Here is a 13,202-nt window from a genome sequence, read left to right as displayed (position 1 = left end):
TCAACTTCCTCGGTGCTTCAGGACCTCGGCGAGGCTCGGCGCCTCCCGGTCCCGCTGGGACATCGATGTGATCGGCAGCGGCCAGGGAATGGCGAGTTCCGGGTCGTCGAAGGCGATCGTCACGTCCTCGGCCGGATCGTGCGGGCGATCGATCCGGTAGGAGGTGTCGGCGGTTTCGGTCAACGCCTGGAAACCGTGCGCGCACCCCGCCGGGATGTACAGGGTCGTCTGCGTCTCGCCGGACAGCTCGAAGAAGGCCCGGTCGCGGTACGTCGGCGAGTCCGGCCGCAGGTCCACGACGGCGTCGAAGATCCTCCCGTACGAGCACCGCACCAGCTTGGCCTCGCCGGCGCCGGAGCGCAGGTGCAGGCCGCGCAGTACGCCCCGGACCGAGCGGGACAGGCTGTCCTGGACGAAGGCGTCCGGGTCGAGGCCCACCGAGCGGACCACCTCGGCGTCGAAGGTGCGGCAGAAGAAGCCACGTTCGTCGACGTACGGCGTCGCCTCGAACAGGTACGCACCCGTGATCGCCGGGACTTCGATCGCTTTCATGGCGCCTCCTGGCGGGCGTGGGCGTGGGCGTGGGCGTGGGCGTGGTCGGGCGCCGGGAACAGGGCCGCGGTCAAGGCGGTGAACTGATGCTCGAGTTGCCGGGCGGCGGCCAGGTTCCGCTCGGTGAGGGTCTGCCGCAGCTCGGCCGATCGCTTCTCCAACGCCCGGAACTGCTCGAGCAGCCGGTCGGCGTCGACCTCGCGCGCCGGGTGGCAGTACGCGCCGAGGCCCATCCGGTCCATGAGCGCGTCGCTCTTCGCCGCATAGCTGAGGGCGAGCACCGGCGTGCCGGTCTTCAGCGCGCAGATCAGGTTGTGGTACCGGACCGCCACCACGGTGTCGGCGGCCGCCATCTCCTTCATCAGGTCGGCCAGTGAGGTCGGCTGGGCAGCGGTGACCAGCGATGAGTCAACCGCGTCGAGGATCGCGGCGACCACCGACGCATCGCACTCGTCTCCGGTGAGCAGCCGGACCGGCCTGCCCTCCTCGACCAGCGCACGGACGAACCGGATCGTCCCGTCGAGGTAGCGCCGGTATATCTCATCGGCCCGGGCACGGTCGTCGTTGCCGCCGTGGAAGTCCATGACACCGACGCAGACCGGGCCGGGCGGGCCCGAGGGCACTTCCCCAAGCTCTCCGACAAGCTCCGGGCAGGGGATATCCCATTCCGGCGGGGTCGGCAGGGCGAATGCCAGGTCCGGGTAGACCCCGTCGCGCGCGGTGTCCACGCCCATCGCCCGCATCGCGTCACGGGACTGGGCATCCCGGTACGAGCGGTACGCGGCCAGCCGCGCCGACCAGCGCACCAGGGCCCGGGTGGGCCGGTTGCCGATCTCGGCGGCGCCGACGCTGACCAGCGCGACCCGGGTGCCCAGCAGCCGGCCGCTCGCGCAGAGCAGGAACAGCGAGTACGGGAAGCCCCACGGCCGCAGCGGCAGTGTGGCCTCCAGGACACCCATGCCCGGCACGATCACCACGTCGTGCCGACGCACCCAGGCGGCGGTGCGGAAGACATCGACGAGTTTGCCCAGGCCCTTCCCCGCGATGGCGCCCGCACGGGACGCGGTCCGGTACTCCCCGCGGTACCAGTGCAGCCGTGTCGCGGGGATCTGGAACCGGGTCTTCACGGCCTCGGGCCCGCCGCACAGCGCGTCCACGACCGCCTCCGGGTGCTCGGCGCGGAGGTACCCGAGGACGGCCTCCAGCGAACCGTCATTGCCGAGGTTGCCGGAGCCGAGCAGGCCGAACACCCCGACGCGCACCGGACTTTTGTCCGCGGACGTCATGGCCGCCTCCCCTCGCGGCCGGCGACGAGGGCGTCGACGGAGACCGTGCGCAGGGCCGGGTCGACCGGGGTGCGGTCCTCGACCCGCTCGCCGGTGCCCGGCCGGACCCGGCTGGTCAGCCACGCGGCCAGATGGCGGTAGCACGCGCGCCGGTCGGCCGGGGACAACGGCGCCCGCCGGATCGCCGAGGCGAAGCCCCAGATGTACTCGGCGAGCAGCCGGGGCGTCGGGTGCAGCGGGCCCGCCCGGCGCGGGTCCAGGTTGACGCACCGGGAGCGCTTGGACGGGTTCGCCCGCTCGGCGCGGGTGGGGTGGTCGCGGCGGAAGTACAGCAGCTCCGGCACCTGGTGGAAGCGCCCGTGCAGGGTGATCTCGGCGACGAACGTGCGGTCCGCGTGGTGGTAGCTGTCCATCGGCTTCACCCGGCGCAGCATGTCGGCCCGCATCACCCCGTAGAAGTCGTCGCCACCCGGCTCGAACAGCAGACTCCGGAAGCGCTCCGGCGGGTGGGGCGAGTCGGTGGCGAGCGTGTACTCATAGGGGACCTTCACCTGGCCGTCGCCGTCGATGACCGCCTGGCCGGCGTGCGCGAGGATGACCTCCGGCCGCTCGTCCAGCGCCTCCACGCAGCGCCGCAGCAGGTCGCGGCCGTACAGGTCGTCGTGCGAGGCCCACTTGAACAGCTCGCCGCGGCATTCGGCGAACACCTGGTTGTGGTTCGGCGTGGCGCCGATGTTCCGGGGCTGCCGGAGGTACCGGATGCGTGCGTCGCGCGCGGCGTACTCGCGGCAGATGTCCTGGGTCCCGTCGGTCGAGGCGTTGTCGGAGATGACGAGTTCGAAGTCCTCGTAGGTCTGGCCGAGCAGGGCGTCGAGCGACTCGGCGAGGTACTCCTCGCCGTTGTACACGGGCAGGCCGATGCTCAGCCTGGGTCGGTCGGTCATGCGGTCCTCACTTCGGGGATGGGGGAGTGGTGGCGCTCGCGCAGGGCGGACCGCAGCTGCAGCCACCACACGGCCGAGCCGCTGACGGTCGCGGCGGCGACGCCCCAGGCCGAGCCGGCCGTGCCGGCGACGGCCGCCCCGCCGAGCCCGCCGCCGACATAGCAGGCGGAGGCGAACAGCTGGCAGCGCAGGCTGCGCCGGGCGGCGCCGAGCGCGCGCAGCCCGGCCGCCGCGCCGGTGCCGAGGCCCGCTCCCGCGACACTGAGGGTGATCTGCACGATGAGCTGCGAGGAGGAGTGCCAGACGCCGCCGAGCACCAGCTCGCCGAGCCGGCCCGGCATCAGCAGCAGCGCCGAGCCCCAGAGCAGCGCTCCGGCGGCCTGCCCTCCGCCGAGGAGGAAGCAGAACCTGCCCAGTTGACGCGGGGCCTGCCGCAGCACCCGTGCCGCCTCCGGGACGGTGACCAGCGAAAGCCCCATGAGCACCGCCAGGAACGGGCCGAGCAGGAGCTCGGCGCCCCGCACCGTACCCACCGCGCCGACCCCGACGATCACGCCGAGCCCGTACGCCCGCACCTGGCCGGCGCCGCTGAGGCTGACGTTCTCGACCAGGTACCGGTAGCCGAGATCGCGCTGCTCGCGAAGCCAGCCGCGCGCGTCGGTCAGCCGGGGCCGGATGCCGGACTGGAGGTAGCCGTACCCCGCGGCCACCGTGGCGGACGCGCCCCAGGCGAGCAGATAGGCGGCCACGCTGCCCACACGGGCCGCCACCACCATGGCCGGGATGAGCGCGACACCCCACACGACGTCGTTGACGAACGCCTTCCGCCCGGTGCCGGCGGCGAAGAACGCGAACCGCCAGGCGTCCTGGAGCAGCAGCCCCGGCAACATGACGCCAAGGGCGGCGAACGCGGGCCCCACGCGGTGGCCGAGGCCGAGCCCGGCCACCAGACACACCGCGCCGATGGCCGCACCGACGCCGAGTGCGGTACCCGTCGACCGGGCCACCGCCCCGCGCCAGGACGCGTCCGACACGCCGCTGAAGCGCACCACGAGCGGGTCGGTGGCAAGGCCGCGGGAGACGTTGAGCACCACGCCGTAGGTCACCCAGGCCAGGCTGAACACGCCGAACGCGGTCACCCCCAGTGAGCGGGCCACATAGACGCCCACCACGAAGTTGCTCATGCTGGAGGCCGCCTGGTCGGCCAGTCCCCAGGACAGCCGGCCGACGAGGGCCCGCTTGGCGGACCGGGCCGGTGGCGCCGTTTTCTGCGGATTCTCCCGCTCGGTGGTCATCGGCCTCATGCCTTGATCAGCCCGGCGCCGTGCAGAGCGCCGGCCGCGTCGGCGACGGTGTCGAACGGGAGCCCGGACCGCTCGGCGACGTCCAGCAGACTGTGCTCGCCGTCGGAGAGGTTGAGCACCCAGAGCATGGCCATCTGGGCCTGTTTGGTGTCGCTGCGGCCGCCGAGCGCGTCGTACAACCCGCGCCGGCCCAGTTGCGGTTCGCCGTAGGGGCTGAGGTTGAGGTACCGGCGGTTGCGGTCGAGGACGGCGAACGCCTCGCGGCAGACCGCGAGGGTGTCCGCCATCGCCTCCGGGGAGACGAAGTCCAGGTTGTCCGCCGAGGTGTGGTACTCGGGGTAGCCGGCGTACGGAGTCCGGGTGAGCGATCCCACGCCGAGATTGAACCCGGGCGAGCAGTATTGCCGCTCGTCGTAGCCGTACGGGGTGAACTCGATGACACGGTGCGGCCGTTCGGAGGCGGTCAGCACATGCCGCAGCACCCGGTCGATCTCGGCGTCGCCGCGCCTGCTCCGCTTGTACGTCAGCCGGCCCGGGTCGCCGGCGCAGGCCAGCACCAGCCCGTGCTTGACGCTTCCCCCGGCTCTCGGCTCCGCTCGAGCAGGGGATACCCCATTGATCCGCTCCGCGTTGCGGGCCAGCCAGGTGATCGCCCCGATGGTGCCGGGCGCGTAGATGAACCGGTAGGTGTAGTACGGCGTTTCCTGCGCCAGCGCCCGGGCCAGGAACGTCGCCACCGCGATGCCGGCCAGGTTGTCGTTGGCCAGCGACGGGTGGCAGACGTGGCAGGAGACGATCACCTCGTCGGAGACCTGCCCGGGGACCACATGCTCGGCGTAGGTGAGGTGGCCGTCCTCGAGCGTGGAGTCGATGCGGACCTCGTACTCGCCGTCCGGCAGCGCGTCCAGGGTCTCCTGGGCCAGGCAGAACCCCCATTCCGGCTGGTAGTAACTGGTGCGGTACGGAACCCAGGTCGGGTGGTCCGGCAGAGTGTGCAGGTGCGCGCGGAGCTCGGCCAGCGGCATGGTCTTCGACACCGGCACGCTGTAGCCGAGCACGTGCAGGCTGGACGCGGCGAAGTCGACGACCCGGTGGCCGGCGGCGTCGGCGATGTACGCGTCCCGGATGTTCCACTCCTGCGGCACCGTCCAGTCGAGCACCTGCGTCCCGGTCGGCACCTCGTGCACCTGCAGCGGGATGTACTCCCCGACGATGTCCAGGGTGGCGCGCACACCGTCGCCGGTGATGCTCCGGCACAGCGGGTACATCCGCTCCACCAGCGTGTACATCTCCTCGCTCACCTCGGTCACCGGCGCCACCGGAGGGTGTCGTCGACGGTGCCGGCGCCGGACGCCGCGCGCAGCACGGCGAGGCGGGTGAAGCGCTGCTCGAAGCCCTCCCGGGTCAGCCCGTGCTTCCGGTAGGCGTCGGCGAGTTCGAGCGCGCCCCGCTGCACCGTCCACTCGCAGTCGAAGCCGGGTATCGCGGCGCGGAACCGGGAGAAGTCCACCCGGTACGACCGGGGATCGGCACCGGTCTCCCCGGTGATCACCACCTTCGCGCCGGACACCGCCTCGGCGACCTGCGCGGCGATCTCGGCGACCGTGACGTTGTTGGTCTCACTGCCGATGTTGAACGCCCGGTCGTGCACCGCTTCCCGCGGCGCGGTCAGCGCGGCCGCGAAGGCCCGTGCGATGTCGGCGGCGTGCACCAGTGGGCGCCACGGGGTGCCGTCGGAGAGCACCAGGACCTCGCCGGACAGCAGCGCGTGGCCCACCAGGTTGTTCAGCACGATGTCGGCGCGCAGCCGGGGTGAGTAGCCGAAGGCGGTGGCGTTGCGCATGAACACCGGGCTGAAGTCGTCGCCGGCCAGCGCGTGCAGGTCGTCCTCCACCCGCACCTTGGACTCCGCGTACGGCGTCACCGGGCGCAGCGGGGCGTCCTCGGTCACCAAGTCCGCCGAGTCACCGCCGCCTGACGCGCCGTAGACCGAGCAGGTCGACGCGTACAGGAAGCGCCGCACTCCGGCGTCTTTGGCCAGCCGGGCAAGCCGTACCGACGCCTGGTGGTTGATGTCGTAGGTGAGCTGCGGCGCGAGCGATCCCAGCGGATCGTTGGAGAGCGCGGCCAGGTGGATCACGGCGTCCACCCCGGCCACGTGTTCGGCCGTGACGTCGCGCAGGTCCACCCGGTGACCCGGCGGGTCCGCGGGCGGCTCGCCCAGCACGCAGTCGGCGAACAGGCCGGCGTCGAGGCCGACAACCTCGTGTCCGGCGGAGCTAAGGACCGGGGCCATCACGGTGCCCAGATAGCCCTGGTGTCCGGTCAGCAGTATGCGCAAGGTTCAACCCCCCAGGTTGAGCGTGAGTTTGGTGACGGCGAACGCCTCGGCATAGCGGGCGTGGCATTCGATGCCGCGGATCCGGGCAAGGCCCAGGAAGGCCTCCCGGTCGTACCAGGGCCGGTGCCGCTGCGAGGGGTAGTGCTCCTGCAGCAGCCGCACCTTCTGTTCGGCGATCTCCGGCGACAGCGGCTGGTACGCCGCGAGGCGGCCGAGATCGCCGTCCCACTTGACGATCTCGTAGCCGAGCACGAGGTGGTCGCGGAACGCGGTGGGCAGCAGCTGCGCCAGGCCGCGGTGGTCCTGGTGCGCGTCATCGGTCCGCGGGGCGAGGACCAAGTCCGGCTCGGTCCGCGCGCGCAGCTCCTCGACCGCGGCCTTGGTCTCCTCCCAGTGCGCGGGCATCCGCCCGTCCGGCAGCTTGAGCACGGTCAGCCGCAGGTCGGCGCCCGGGCAGAAGGCGGCGAGTGCGGCCTCCTCCTCCTGCTCCCGGTCGGTGCCGCCGCCGGAGAGCACCAGCGCGTCGACGCGGATGCCCGGCCGCGCGCCGCACAGCGTCAGGAGCGTGCCGCCGGCGCCGATGGCGATGTCGTCGCAGTGCGCGCCCACCGCGACGATCCGGTCCAGGCGTCCGGCCCCGAGCCGGATCACGCGCCCACCCCCGCCCCGTCGCGCTCCCACACGGCCCACGGGCGCTCGCCCCGGGCGTAGGCGGAGTCGAGCGCGGCCCGCTCCTTCACCGTGTCGGTCGGCTTCCAGAAGCCGCGGTGCTGATGCGCCACCAGCCTGCCCCGCTTGGCCAGTTGGGCGCATCCGTCGGCGACCAGGTCCCCGTTCTCCGGTATGTGGTCGAAGACCTCCTGGCGGAGCACGAAGTAGCCGCCGTTCTCCCACAGCGGCATGTCGCTCACCGCGGTGATGCCCCCCACCAGGCCGTCCTCACCCAGGTCCACGCAGTGGAACGACGACTGCGGCGGCACCACCATCATCGAGGCACCGGCGTCACGCCGGGCGAAGTTCTCGATCATCTCCGGCAGCGGGGCGTCGGTGAGCACGTCGGCGTAGTTGGCGAGGAACATCTCGTCCCCGTCCAGGTGGTGCCGCACCCGGCGCAGCCGCTCCCCGATCGGTGACTCGATGCCGGTCTGCGCGAACGTGATCGTCCACTGGGCTATGTCGGTGGACAGCAGCTCGGTCCGCCCGCCCCGCAGCACGAAGTCGTTGGACGTCGTCTCCTCGTAGTTGAGGAAGAAGTTCTTGATGTGGTGGGCCCCGTAGCCGAGGCACAGGATGAACTCCGTGTGCCCGAAGTGCGCGTAGTAGCGCATGACGTGCCAGATCAGCGGTCTGGGCCCGACCATCGCCATTGGCTTGGGCACGTCGTCTGCGGCACCGCTCCGCATGCGCATCCCGTAACCGCCGCAGAACAGGACGACCTTCATGCTGTGACCTCTTTCACGACGCGATCTCGACAATGCTCAGTTCCGGGATGGGAAAGACCAGCCGGCCGCCCCAGTCGTGGACGAAGGACAGCTGCTCGACCAGCTCGGCCCGCAGGTTCCACGGGAGGACGAGGACGTAGTCGGGCCGGTCGGCGGCCAGCTGCTCGGGCGGCAGGATCGGGATGCGGGTGCCCGGGGTGAACCTCCCGTGCTTGTAGGGGTTGCGGTCGACCGTGTACGCGAGCAGGTCGGGCCGGATGCCACAGTGGTTGAGCAGGGTGTTGCCCTTGCCCGGGGCGCCGTAGCCGACGACCGTCTCACCGCGCTCGGCCGCCTCGATCAGGAACTTGAGGAGGTCGCGGCGTACCTTGGCGACCCGGGCGGAGAACTCGGCGTATCCGGACAACGTCCCCAGCCCGGCGGCCTTCTCCCGGGCCAGCACGTCGGCCACCCTTCCGCGAGCTCCCGGCTCCTCCCCCAGCCTTCGGCCGGGAGGTGCCCCCGGAGCAGGGGATACCCCATGGGCGGGCTCGCCGGCCACTTCGGCGGGCCGGGCCCACAGCCGGATGGAGCCGCCGTGCGTGGGCAGCGACTCGACGTCCACGAGCGCGAGTCCGCCACTGGCAAGGGCCCGGATCGCGGAAGCGACCGTGTAGTACTGGAAGTGCTCGTGGTAGATCGTGTCGTACTGGTTCTCCTCGATCAGGGTCAGCAGGTGCTGCACCTCGATGGAGACCCAGCCGTCGTCGGCGACCAGGGCGCGCAGACCCCGGGTGAACCCGACCACGTCGGGGATGTGCGCGTACACGTTGTTGGCCACGACCAGGTCCGCCGGGCCGTGGTCGGCGCGGACGCCCGATCCGGTGGCCGGGTCCAGGAACTCCGTGAGCGTGGGCACACCCGCCTCGCGCGCCGCGGCGCCGACGTTCACCGACGGCTCGATGCCGAGGCAGCGGATCCCGCGGTCCACCACGTGCCTCAGCAAGTACCCGTCGTTGCTCGCCACTTCGACCACGAAGGCGTCGGGGCCGAGCGGAAGCCGTCGCACGGCGTCGGCGACGAACGTGCGCGCGTGCTCCACCCAGGAGGTCGAGTAGGAGGAGAAGTACGCGTACTCCTTGAACGTCTCCTCCGGCGTGATCAGCGGCGGGATCTGCGCCAGCCAGCAGTCGGTGCAGACCCGCAGGTGCAGCGGGTACGCCGGCTCCGGCTGATCCAGTTGGTCCGCGGCGAGAAAGCTCTCACATGGTGGCGTCGCCCCGAGGTCGACGACGCTCGTCATCGCTTCCGAGCCGCAGAGTCGGCATCGTGTCATCTACTGTCCCCATCCCCCCTGCTCGCGCGGGTGTCCCCGCCGTGAGCCAGTGCTGACCGACCCGCGATCGCGGTGCGGTACCCCTCCACCAGGCGCTCCAGCCCGACGGCCGGGCTGAAACCCTGCTCGTAACGGCGCCGGGCCGCCTGGCCCATCTCCCGGCCCAGGGCCGACTCGGTCGTGATCCGGCGGATGCGGGACGCGAGCGAGGCGGACTCGCCCGGCCGGTGCAGCAGCCCGGTCACCCCGTCCTCGACGAGTTCGACGAAGGCGCCGTGACCGGCGGCGACGGTCGGGACCCCCGCCGCCATCGCCTCCACGACCACCAGGCCGAACGCCTCCAGCCACGTCGAGGGAGCCACCACGGCGACCGAGCGCGCGATGCCCTTCCGGCACTCCGCCGGGTCCCACAGGCCGACGTAGCGCACATCGTCCCGGCCCGTGGCCCAGGCGGTCACCTCTGGCTCCAGTGGCCCCGTGCCGGCGATCACGAGAGGGACGCCCACACCGCCGCTCGCCGCGATCTCGTCCCACGCGGTCATGAGCAGCCGCACGCCCTTGGCCTCCGCGAGCCGGCCGAGATAGAGCAGATGCTCTCCGCCGCCTGCTCGGCGAATGCCGGGCTCCGGCACGAAGTTGTGCTTCACCGCCAGCCGCTCGGCCGGCATGCCGGACCGCACCAGGACGTCGCGCTGGGCCGCGGAGATGCAGAAGAACCGCTCCACGCCGGACCACCACCGCCGCCGGTTGACCGACAGGCTGACCGCGAGCGGCACCGTCGCGAGGCGGGAGTTCCGGTAACAGCCGTGCCGGACGGCGGGCACCGGCGCCGATCCGACGCACTCGGTGCACGGTCGGCCGTCCCGCCGCAGCGTGCCGGGCGGGCAGACCTGGGTGTAGTTGTGCAGCGTGGCGACGGCGGGCACGCCGACGTCGGCGCAGGCGGCAAGCACCGCGGGCGACAGGAGCGGGAAGACGTTGTGGACGTGCACCACGTCCGGCCGCTCGGCGCGCAGCCGGGCGGCGAGCTCCGCGCGGACCGCCGGGTTCCACGGCACCAGCAGCGGCACCGCGGCCTTGCCGAGGAGGGACCGGGCGGCGATGTCGTCGCTGCGCCGCTCGAACACCTCGACCCGGTGGCCGGCCTCGCGCAGCAGTGCCACCTCCTGGTCGACGACCTTGTTCTCCCCGCTCGGCTGCGCCGAGGCGTAGCGGTTGTGCACTACCAGTACACGCATGACGTGCATGCTCAAGGAACCTCCGGTCTACGGGCCCAGCGCGGGATGTGTCGTCGAGGGAGTTCGGGCGTCGAGGGGGGAATCTCCGCGGCGGGTGCCGCCAACAGCGAGGCGGCCAGGGCCAGATGCAGCAGATACGGTGAGGCGTCGCCCAGCCCGGCCTCGGTGTACGAGGCGATGGCGCAGTAGCTGATCAGGAAGATCGCGCAGGCCCTTTGCAGCGACGGTGGCCGCAGCAACGCGACGCCGCCCAGCACGATGATGATCGCCGAGACGAGGGTGACGCCGATCAGACCCTGCTCGTGGTAAACGGCCAGCCAGCTGTTGTCGATCGGCAGCCCGCCGAACGACTTGTCGCCCAGGCCCACGCCGAACAACTTCTCCGAGGTCGACCGGGGCGCGGCCAGCAGGGCGTCCCAGACCTTGGCCCGGCCGGTGAGATTGGAGAAGTTCTCCTTGCTCTGTCCGCGCAGGAACCACGCTTGCAGCGCGGAGGCGAACGCCACCGCGGCCACCGCGGCGCACAGCACCGCCCAGGCGAAGAACCGGCGGGCGGCGGCGCTGGTCAGGATGAGCGAGCCGATCGCCAAGGCCAACCCGATGAACAGGCCGAGCGTGGCCGTCCGGGTGTGGGTCAACGCGAGCAGGACGAGTGACGGCACGATCACCACCGCGGCGCCGGCCTTGTCGGTCCGGCGGCCCAGTACGAGCAGCACGGTGAGCCCGGTGATCACCGCGGCGTACTGTCCGATCTGCGGCGGGGTGAGCGGCCACAACGCGCCGACCAGCCGCCCGCCGTACAGCTCGGGCATGGCCGCGCCCGGTGAGACGACCAGTCCGGCGGCCACCGACCCGAGCACCGCGAAGTACATCCGGATGTGGTGTCGAACGAAGGTCAGGCCGCCGTCCCACCAGCGGCTGAGCAGCCACAGCGTGCCGACGAAGAGAGCCAGCCGGGCGCAGCGGAACAGCGCACCGAACCCGGACTCCAGGTCCGCGCTGGAGATCACGCTCGGCACCAGCAGGAGGGTGAGCAGGAACAAGCAGGCGCCGGCTCGGATGCGCAGCCGGAGATTGACCGCGAGCGCCAGCGCGAACGCGGCGACCAGCGCACCCATGGTGACCATCTGGATGAGGGAGCGGGGCAGCGGGATGATGGTCTTCGCCCCGGCGGAGCCGAGCGTGTTGAGGACCAGCAGCCCCCAGACTGTCCCGACGGTCTTCGAGGTGCCCGACGCGTGGCCGGCGCTCATCTCAACCACCGTCCCGCGCGCGGAAGGTGCTGTCCGCGTCCTGCTGGTACGGCGTGCTCTGCCACTGCCAGGAGTCGAGTATCCGGCTCGGGTCGTGGGCGACGAATTTCCATGGTCCGAGGTAGACGTTGTCGTGCCAGCGGTTGTGCTGCCTGCGCGTGATGGCCTCGGCCACCCGCTCACCCTGGTACGGCGACCAGTCCGGATAGGTGCCGTAGTTGGCCAGCACCGCCATGCGGTCGCACTTCCCGGTGCAGTCGACGACGGACCTGTCCAGCACGAAGCGGTTCTTGTGGATGTCCACCCGCTGGGTCTTCCACCGGCAGTCGGCGTAGAGCGGTGCGGTGGCGATCGCCGGCTGTGCGCAGCGGCCGGTGTTCTTCACCAGTAACGTGCAGTCACCTGAGGAGGTGTTGGCCGGGCTGTTGCAGAACCGGTCGGCGTTCTCCCACAGGGTGATCCCCGACCAGTTGTTCTCCAGCACGTTCCGGTAGATCTCGATCTTGTCCGTGCGGGCTCGGATCCGTGGTTCGCCGCCGGACTCGGACAGGTAGATGGCCGGATACGGGAAGGTGTCGCCGCGGTCGGCGTACCTGCGGCCCTCGACCCAGTTGTTCCGCCGGATCGTGTTCTTCCGGATGACCGCGTTGTAGCTGGTCTCGTAGATCAGCGCGGCACCGTCGTTGGCCTCGAGCACGTTGTTCTCGATGCGGAAGTCGTTGTTGTTGGTGTCCGCCCACAACCCTGTTCCGCGGTTGTCGTGTACCCAGTTGCCGCGTATGTCGGCGCCGTTGACGGCCCAGAACTTGATGCCCCCGGTGCAGCCGCAGCCCTCCCGCCGCCGCTCCCAGTCGCCGGTGTTGTTGCCCACGATCTCGTTGCCCTCGACCACCAGGCCGCTGATACGGCCTTCGGCCTTGTACGCGTTCATGCCGTACTGACCGTTGTCGCGCAGGCAGCTGGCGCGGACCCGCTGGCGGGCACCGGCCATCAGCCCGGCACCCGAGTTGTTCCGGATCGTCGCGTGCTCGATCACCCACCCGTCGGCCGAGTCATGGTTGACCACGCCCTCGTCGTGCGGCGCGACGAAACCCCGCACGGTCAGGTAGCGGATGGTGACGTTGCGGGCGGTACCGCCGAACGCGTACTGGTTCTTCTTCCGGCCATCGAGCACCGCGCCCGGCGCACCGAGGTAGCGGTCCCCCTCCTTGGGGATGACCTGGGCGTAGCGGTCCGACTCGAGCCTGTGCCTGCCCGGTCGAAGCCAGAACGTGGTGTTCCGGGGGCTGCTCCTGGTCTTCGCAGCCAGGTCACCGGCCACCGCGGGGTCGATCGCCACCGCGCCCGCCGGCGGCTTCGCCGGCCCGGGCGCGGGCTTGGCGCACACCCGGGCCACGGATATGGATGGCACAGCGGTCGGCTTCGCCCGGGCGCCCGGCGTGCTCTCACAGCCGGTCGCCGCCAGCAGGGCGAGCGCCAGCGGTGCCGCCAACGCCCAGTGCCGCCTCCTGATCCCCACGCGCCCCC

Annotated in this window: 12 protein-coding genes; all 12 read right to left on the bottom strand. The window is 71.4% G+C overall.

The window, feature by feature from the left end; translation table 11 throughout:
- The 12 genes from rfbC to AS97_RS08020 are packed head-to-tail and all read right to left on the bottom strand — an operon-like array spanning nt 1 to nt 13,194.
- Nucleotides 1–552 carry a dTDP-4-dehydrorhamnose 3,5-epimerase gene (gene rfbC, locus AS97_RS08075; protein WP_210564617.1) on the bottom strand — a complete coding sequence of 184 codons (552 nt, stop codon included), beginning with the start codon at nt 550–552 and terminating at the stop codon, nt 1–3.
- Entirely contained in the window at nt 549–1,838 is a 1,290-nt protein-coding gene (locus AS97_RS08070; protein ID WP_210564616.1) for a polysaccharide pyruvyl transferase family protein, read from the bottom strand. Before AS97_RS08070 ends, rfbC begins: the two co-directional genes overlap by 4 nt.
- Entirely contained in the window at nt 1,835–2,782 is a 948-nt protein-coding gene (locus AS97_RS08065) for a glycosyltransferase family 2 protein (RefSeq protein WP_125755778.1), read from the bottom strand. The genes AS97_RS08070 and AS97_RS08065 overlap by 4 nt, the downstream gene beginning before the upstream one ends.
- Nucleotides 2,779–4,077, bottom strand: a complete 1,299-nt coding sequence (locus AS97_RS08060; protein ID WP_210564615.1) for a hypothetical protein — start codon at nt 4,075–4,077, stop codon at nt 2,779–2,781. Before AS97_RS08060 ends, AS97_RS08065 begins: the two co-directional genes overlap by 4 nt.
- 5 nt (nt 4,078–4,082) lie before the next feature.
- Nucleotides 4,083–5,405 carry a DUF4910 domain-containing protein gene (locus tag AS97_RS08055; protein WP_059143042.1) on the bottom strand — a complete coding sequence of 441 codons (1,323 nt, stop codon included), beginning with the start codon at nt 5,403–5,405 and terminating at the stop codon, nt 4,083–4,085.
- On the bottom strand, nt 5,393–6,427 hold the full coding sequence (locus AS97_RS08050) for an SDR family oxidoreductase (protein WP_059143041.1): 1,035 nt from the start codon (nt 6,425–6,427) through the stop codon (nt 5,393–5,395). The genes AS97_RS08055 and AS97_RS08050 overlap by 13 nt, the downstream gene beginning before the upstream one ends.
- A 3-nt stretch (nt 6,428–6,430) precedes the next feature.
- Entirely contained in the window at nt 6,431–7,078 is a 648-nt protein-coding gene (locus AS97_RS08045) for a PIG-L deacetylase family protein (RefSeq protein ID WP_086707965.1), read from the bottom strand.
- Nucleotides 7,075–7,869, bottom strand: coding sequence for a hypothetical protein (locus tag AS97_RS08040; RefSeq protein WP_059143039.1), 795 nt, complete (start codon nt 7,867–7,869; stop codon nt 7,075–7,077). Before AS97_RS08040 ends, AS97_RS08045 begins: the two co-directional genes overlap by 4 nt.
- A gap of 13 nt (nt 7,870–7,882) precedes the next feature.
- Nucleotides 7,883–9,184 carry a class I SAM-dependent methyltransferase gene (locus AS97_RS08035; protein WP_210564614.1) on the bottom strand — a complete coding sequence of 434 codons (1,302 nt, stop codon included), beginning with the start codon at nt 9,182–9,184 and terminating at the stop codon, nt 7,883–7,885.
- On the bottom strand, nt 9,181–10,422 hold the full coding sequence (locus tag AS97_RS08030) for a glycosyltransferase (RefSeq protein ID WP_059143101.1): 1,242 nt from the start codon (nt 10,420–10,422) through the stop codon (nt 9,181–9,183). Before AS97_RS08030 ends, AS97_RS08035 begins: the two co-directional genes overlap by 4 nt.
- A gap of 11 nt (nt 10,423–10,433) precedes the next feature.
- A complete protein-coding gene (locus AS97_RS08025; RefSeq protein WP_210564613.1) occupies nt 10,434–11,675 on the bottom strand; it encodes an O-antigen ligase domain-containing protein in 1,242 nt (413 codons plus the stop codon).
- Nucleotide 11,676: 1 nt separating this feature from the next.
- Entirely contained in the window at nt 11,677–13,194 is a 1,518-nt protein-coding gene (locus AS97_RS08020; RefSeq protein WP_059143036.1) for a right-handed parallel beta-helix repeat-containing protein, read from the bottom strand.
- Nucleotides 13,195–13,202: the final 8 nt, after the last annotated feature.

This window comes from Streptomyces sp. AgN23 (assembly GCF_001598115.1).
GTDB lineage: Bacteria > Actinomycetota > Actinomycetes > Streptomycetales > Streptomycetaceae > Streptomyces > Streptomyces antimycoticus.
This window is presented reverse-complemented; position numbering and strand designations above follow the sequence as displayed.

What these genes read in the sequence shown, in the direction of transcription:
- AS97_RS08030 (WP_059143101.1), bottom strand. Translation starts at nt 10,422, where the DNA reads ATGCGTGTACTGGTAGTGCACAACCGCTACGCCTCGGCGCAGCCGAGC.
- AS97_RS08025 (WP_210564613.1), bottom strand. Translation starts at nt 11,675, where the DNA reads ATGAGCGCCGGCCACGCGTCGGGCACCTCGAAGACCGTCGGGACAGTC.
- AS97_RS08065 (WP_125755778.1), bottom strand. Translation starts at nt 2,782, where the DNA reads ATGACCGACCGACCCAGGCTGAGCATCGGCCTGCCCGTGTACAACGGC.
- AS97_RS08040 (WP_059143039.1), bottom strand. Translation starts at nt 7,869, where the DNA reads ATGAAGGTCGTCCTGTTCTGCGGCGGTTACGGGATGCGCATGCGGAGC.
- AS97_RS08035 (WP_210564614.1), bottom strand. Translation starts at nt 9,184, where the DNA reads ATGACACGATGCCGACTCTGCGGCTCGGAAGCGATGACGAGCGTCGTC.
- AS97_RS08060 (WP_210564615.1), bottom strand. Translation starts at nt 4,077, where the DNA reads ATGACCACCGAGCGGGAGAATCCGCAGAAAACGGCGCCACCGGCCCGG.
- rfbC (WP_210564617.1), bottom strand. Translation starts at nt 552, where the DNA reads ATGAAAGCGATCGAAGTCCCGGCGATCACGGGTGCGTACCTGTTCGAG.
- AS97_RS08070 (WP_210564616.1), bottom strand. Translation starts at nt 1,838, where the DNA reads ATGACGTCCGCGGACAAAAGTCCGGTGCGCGTCGGGGTGTTCGGCCTG.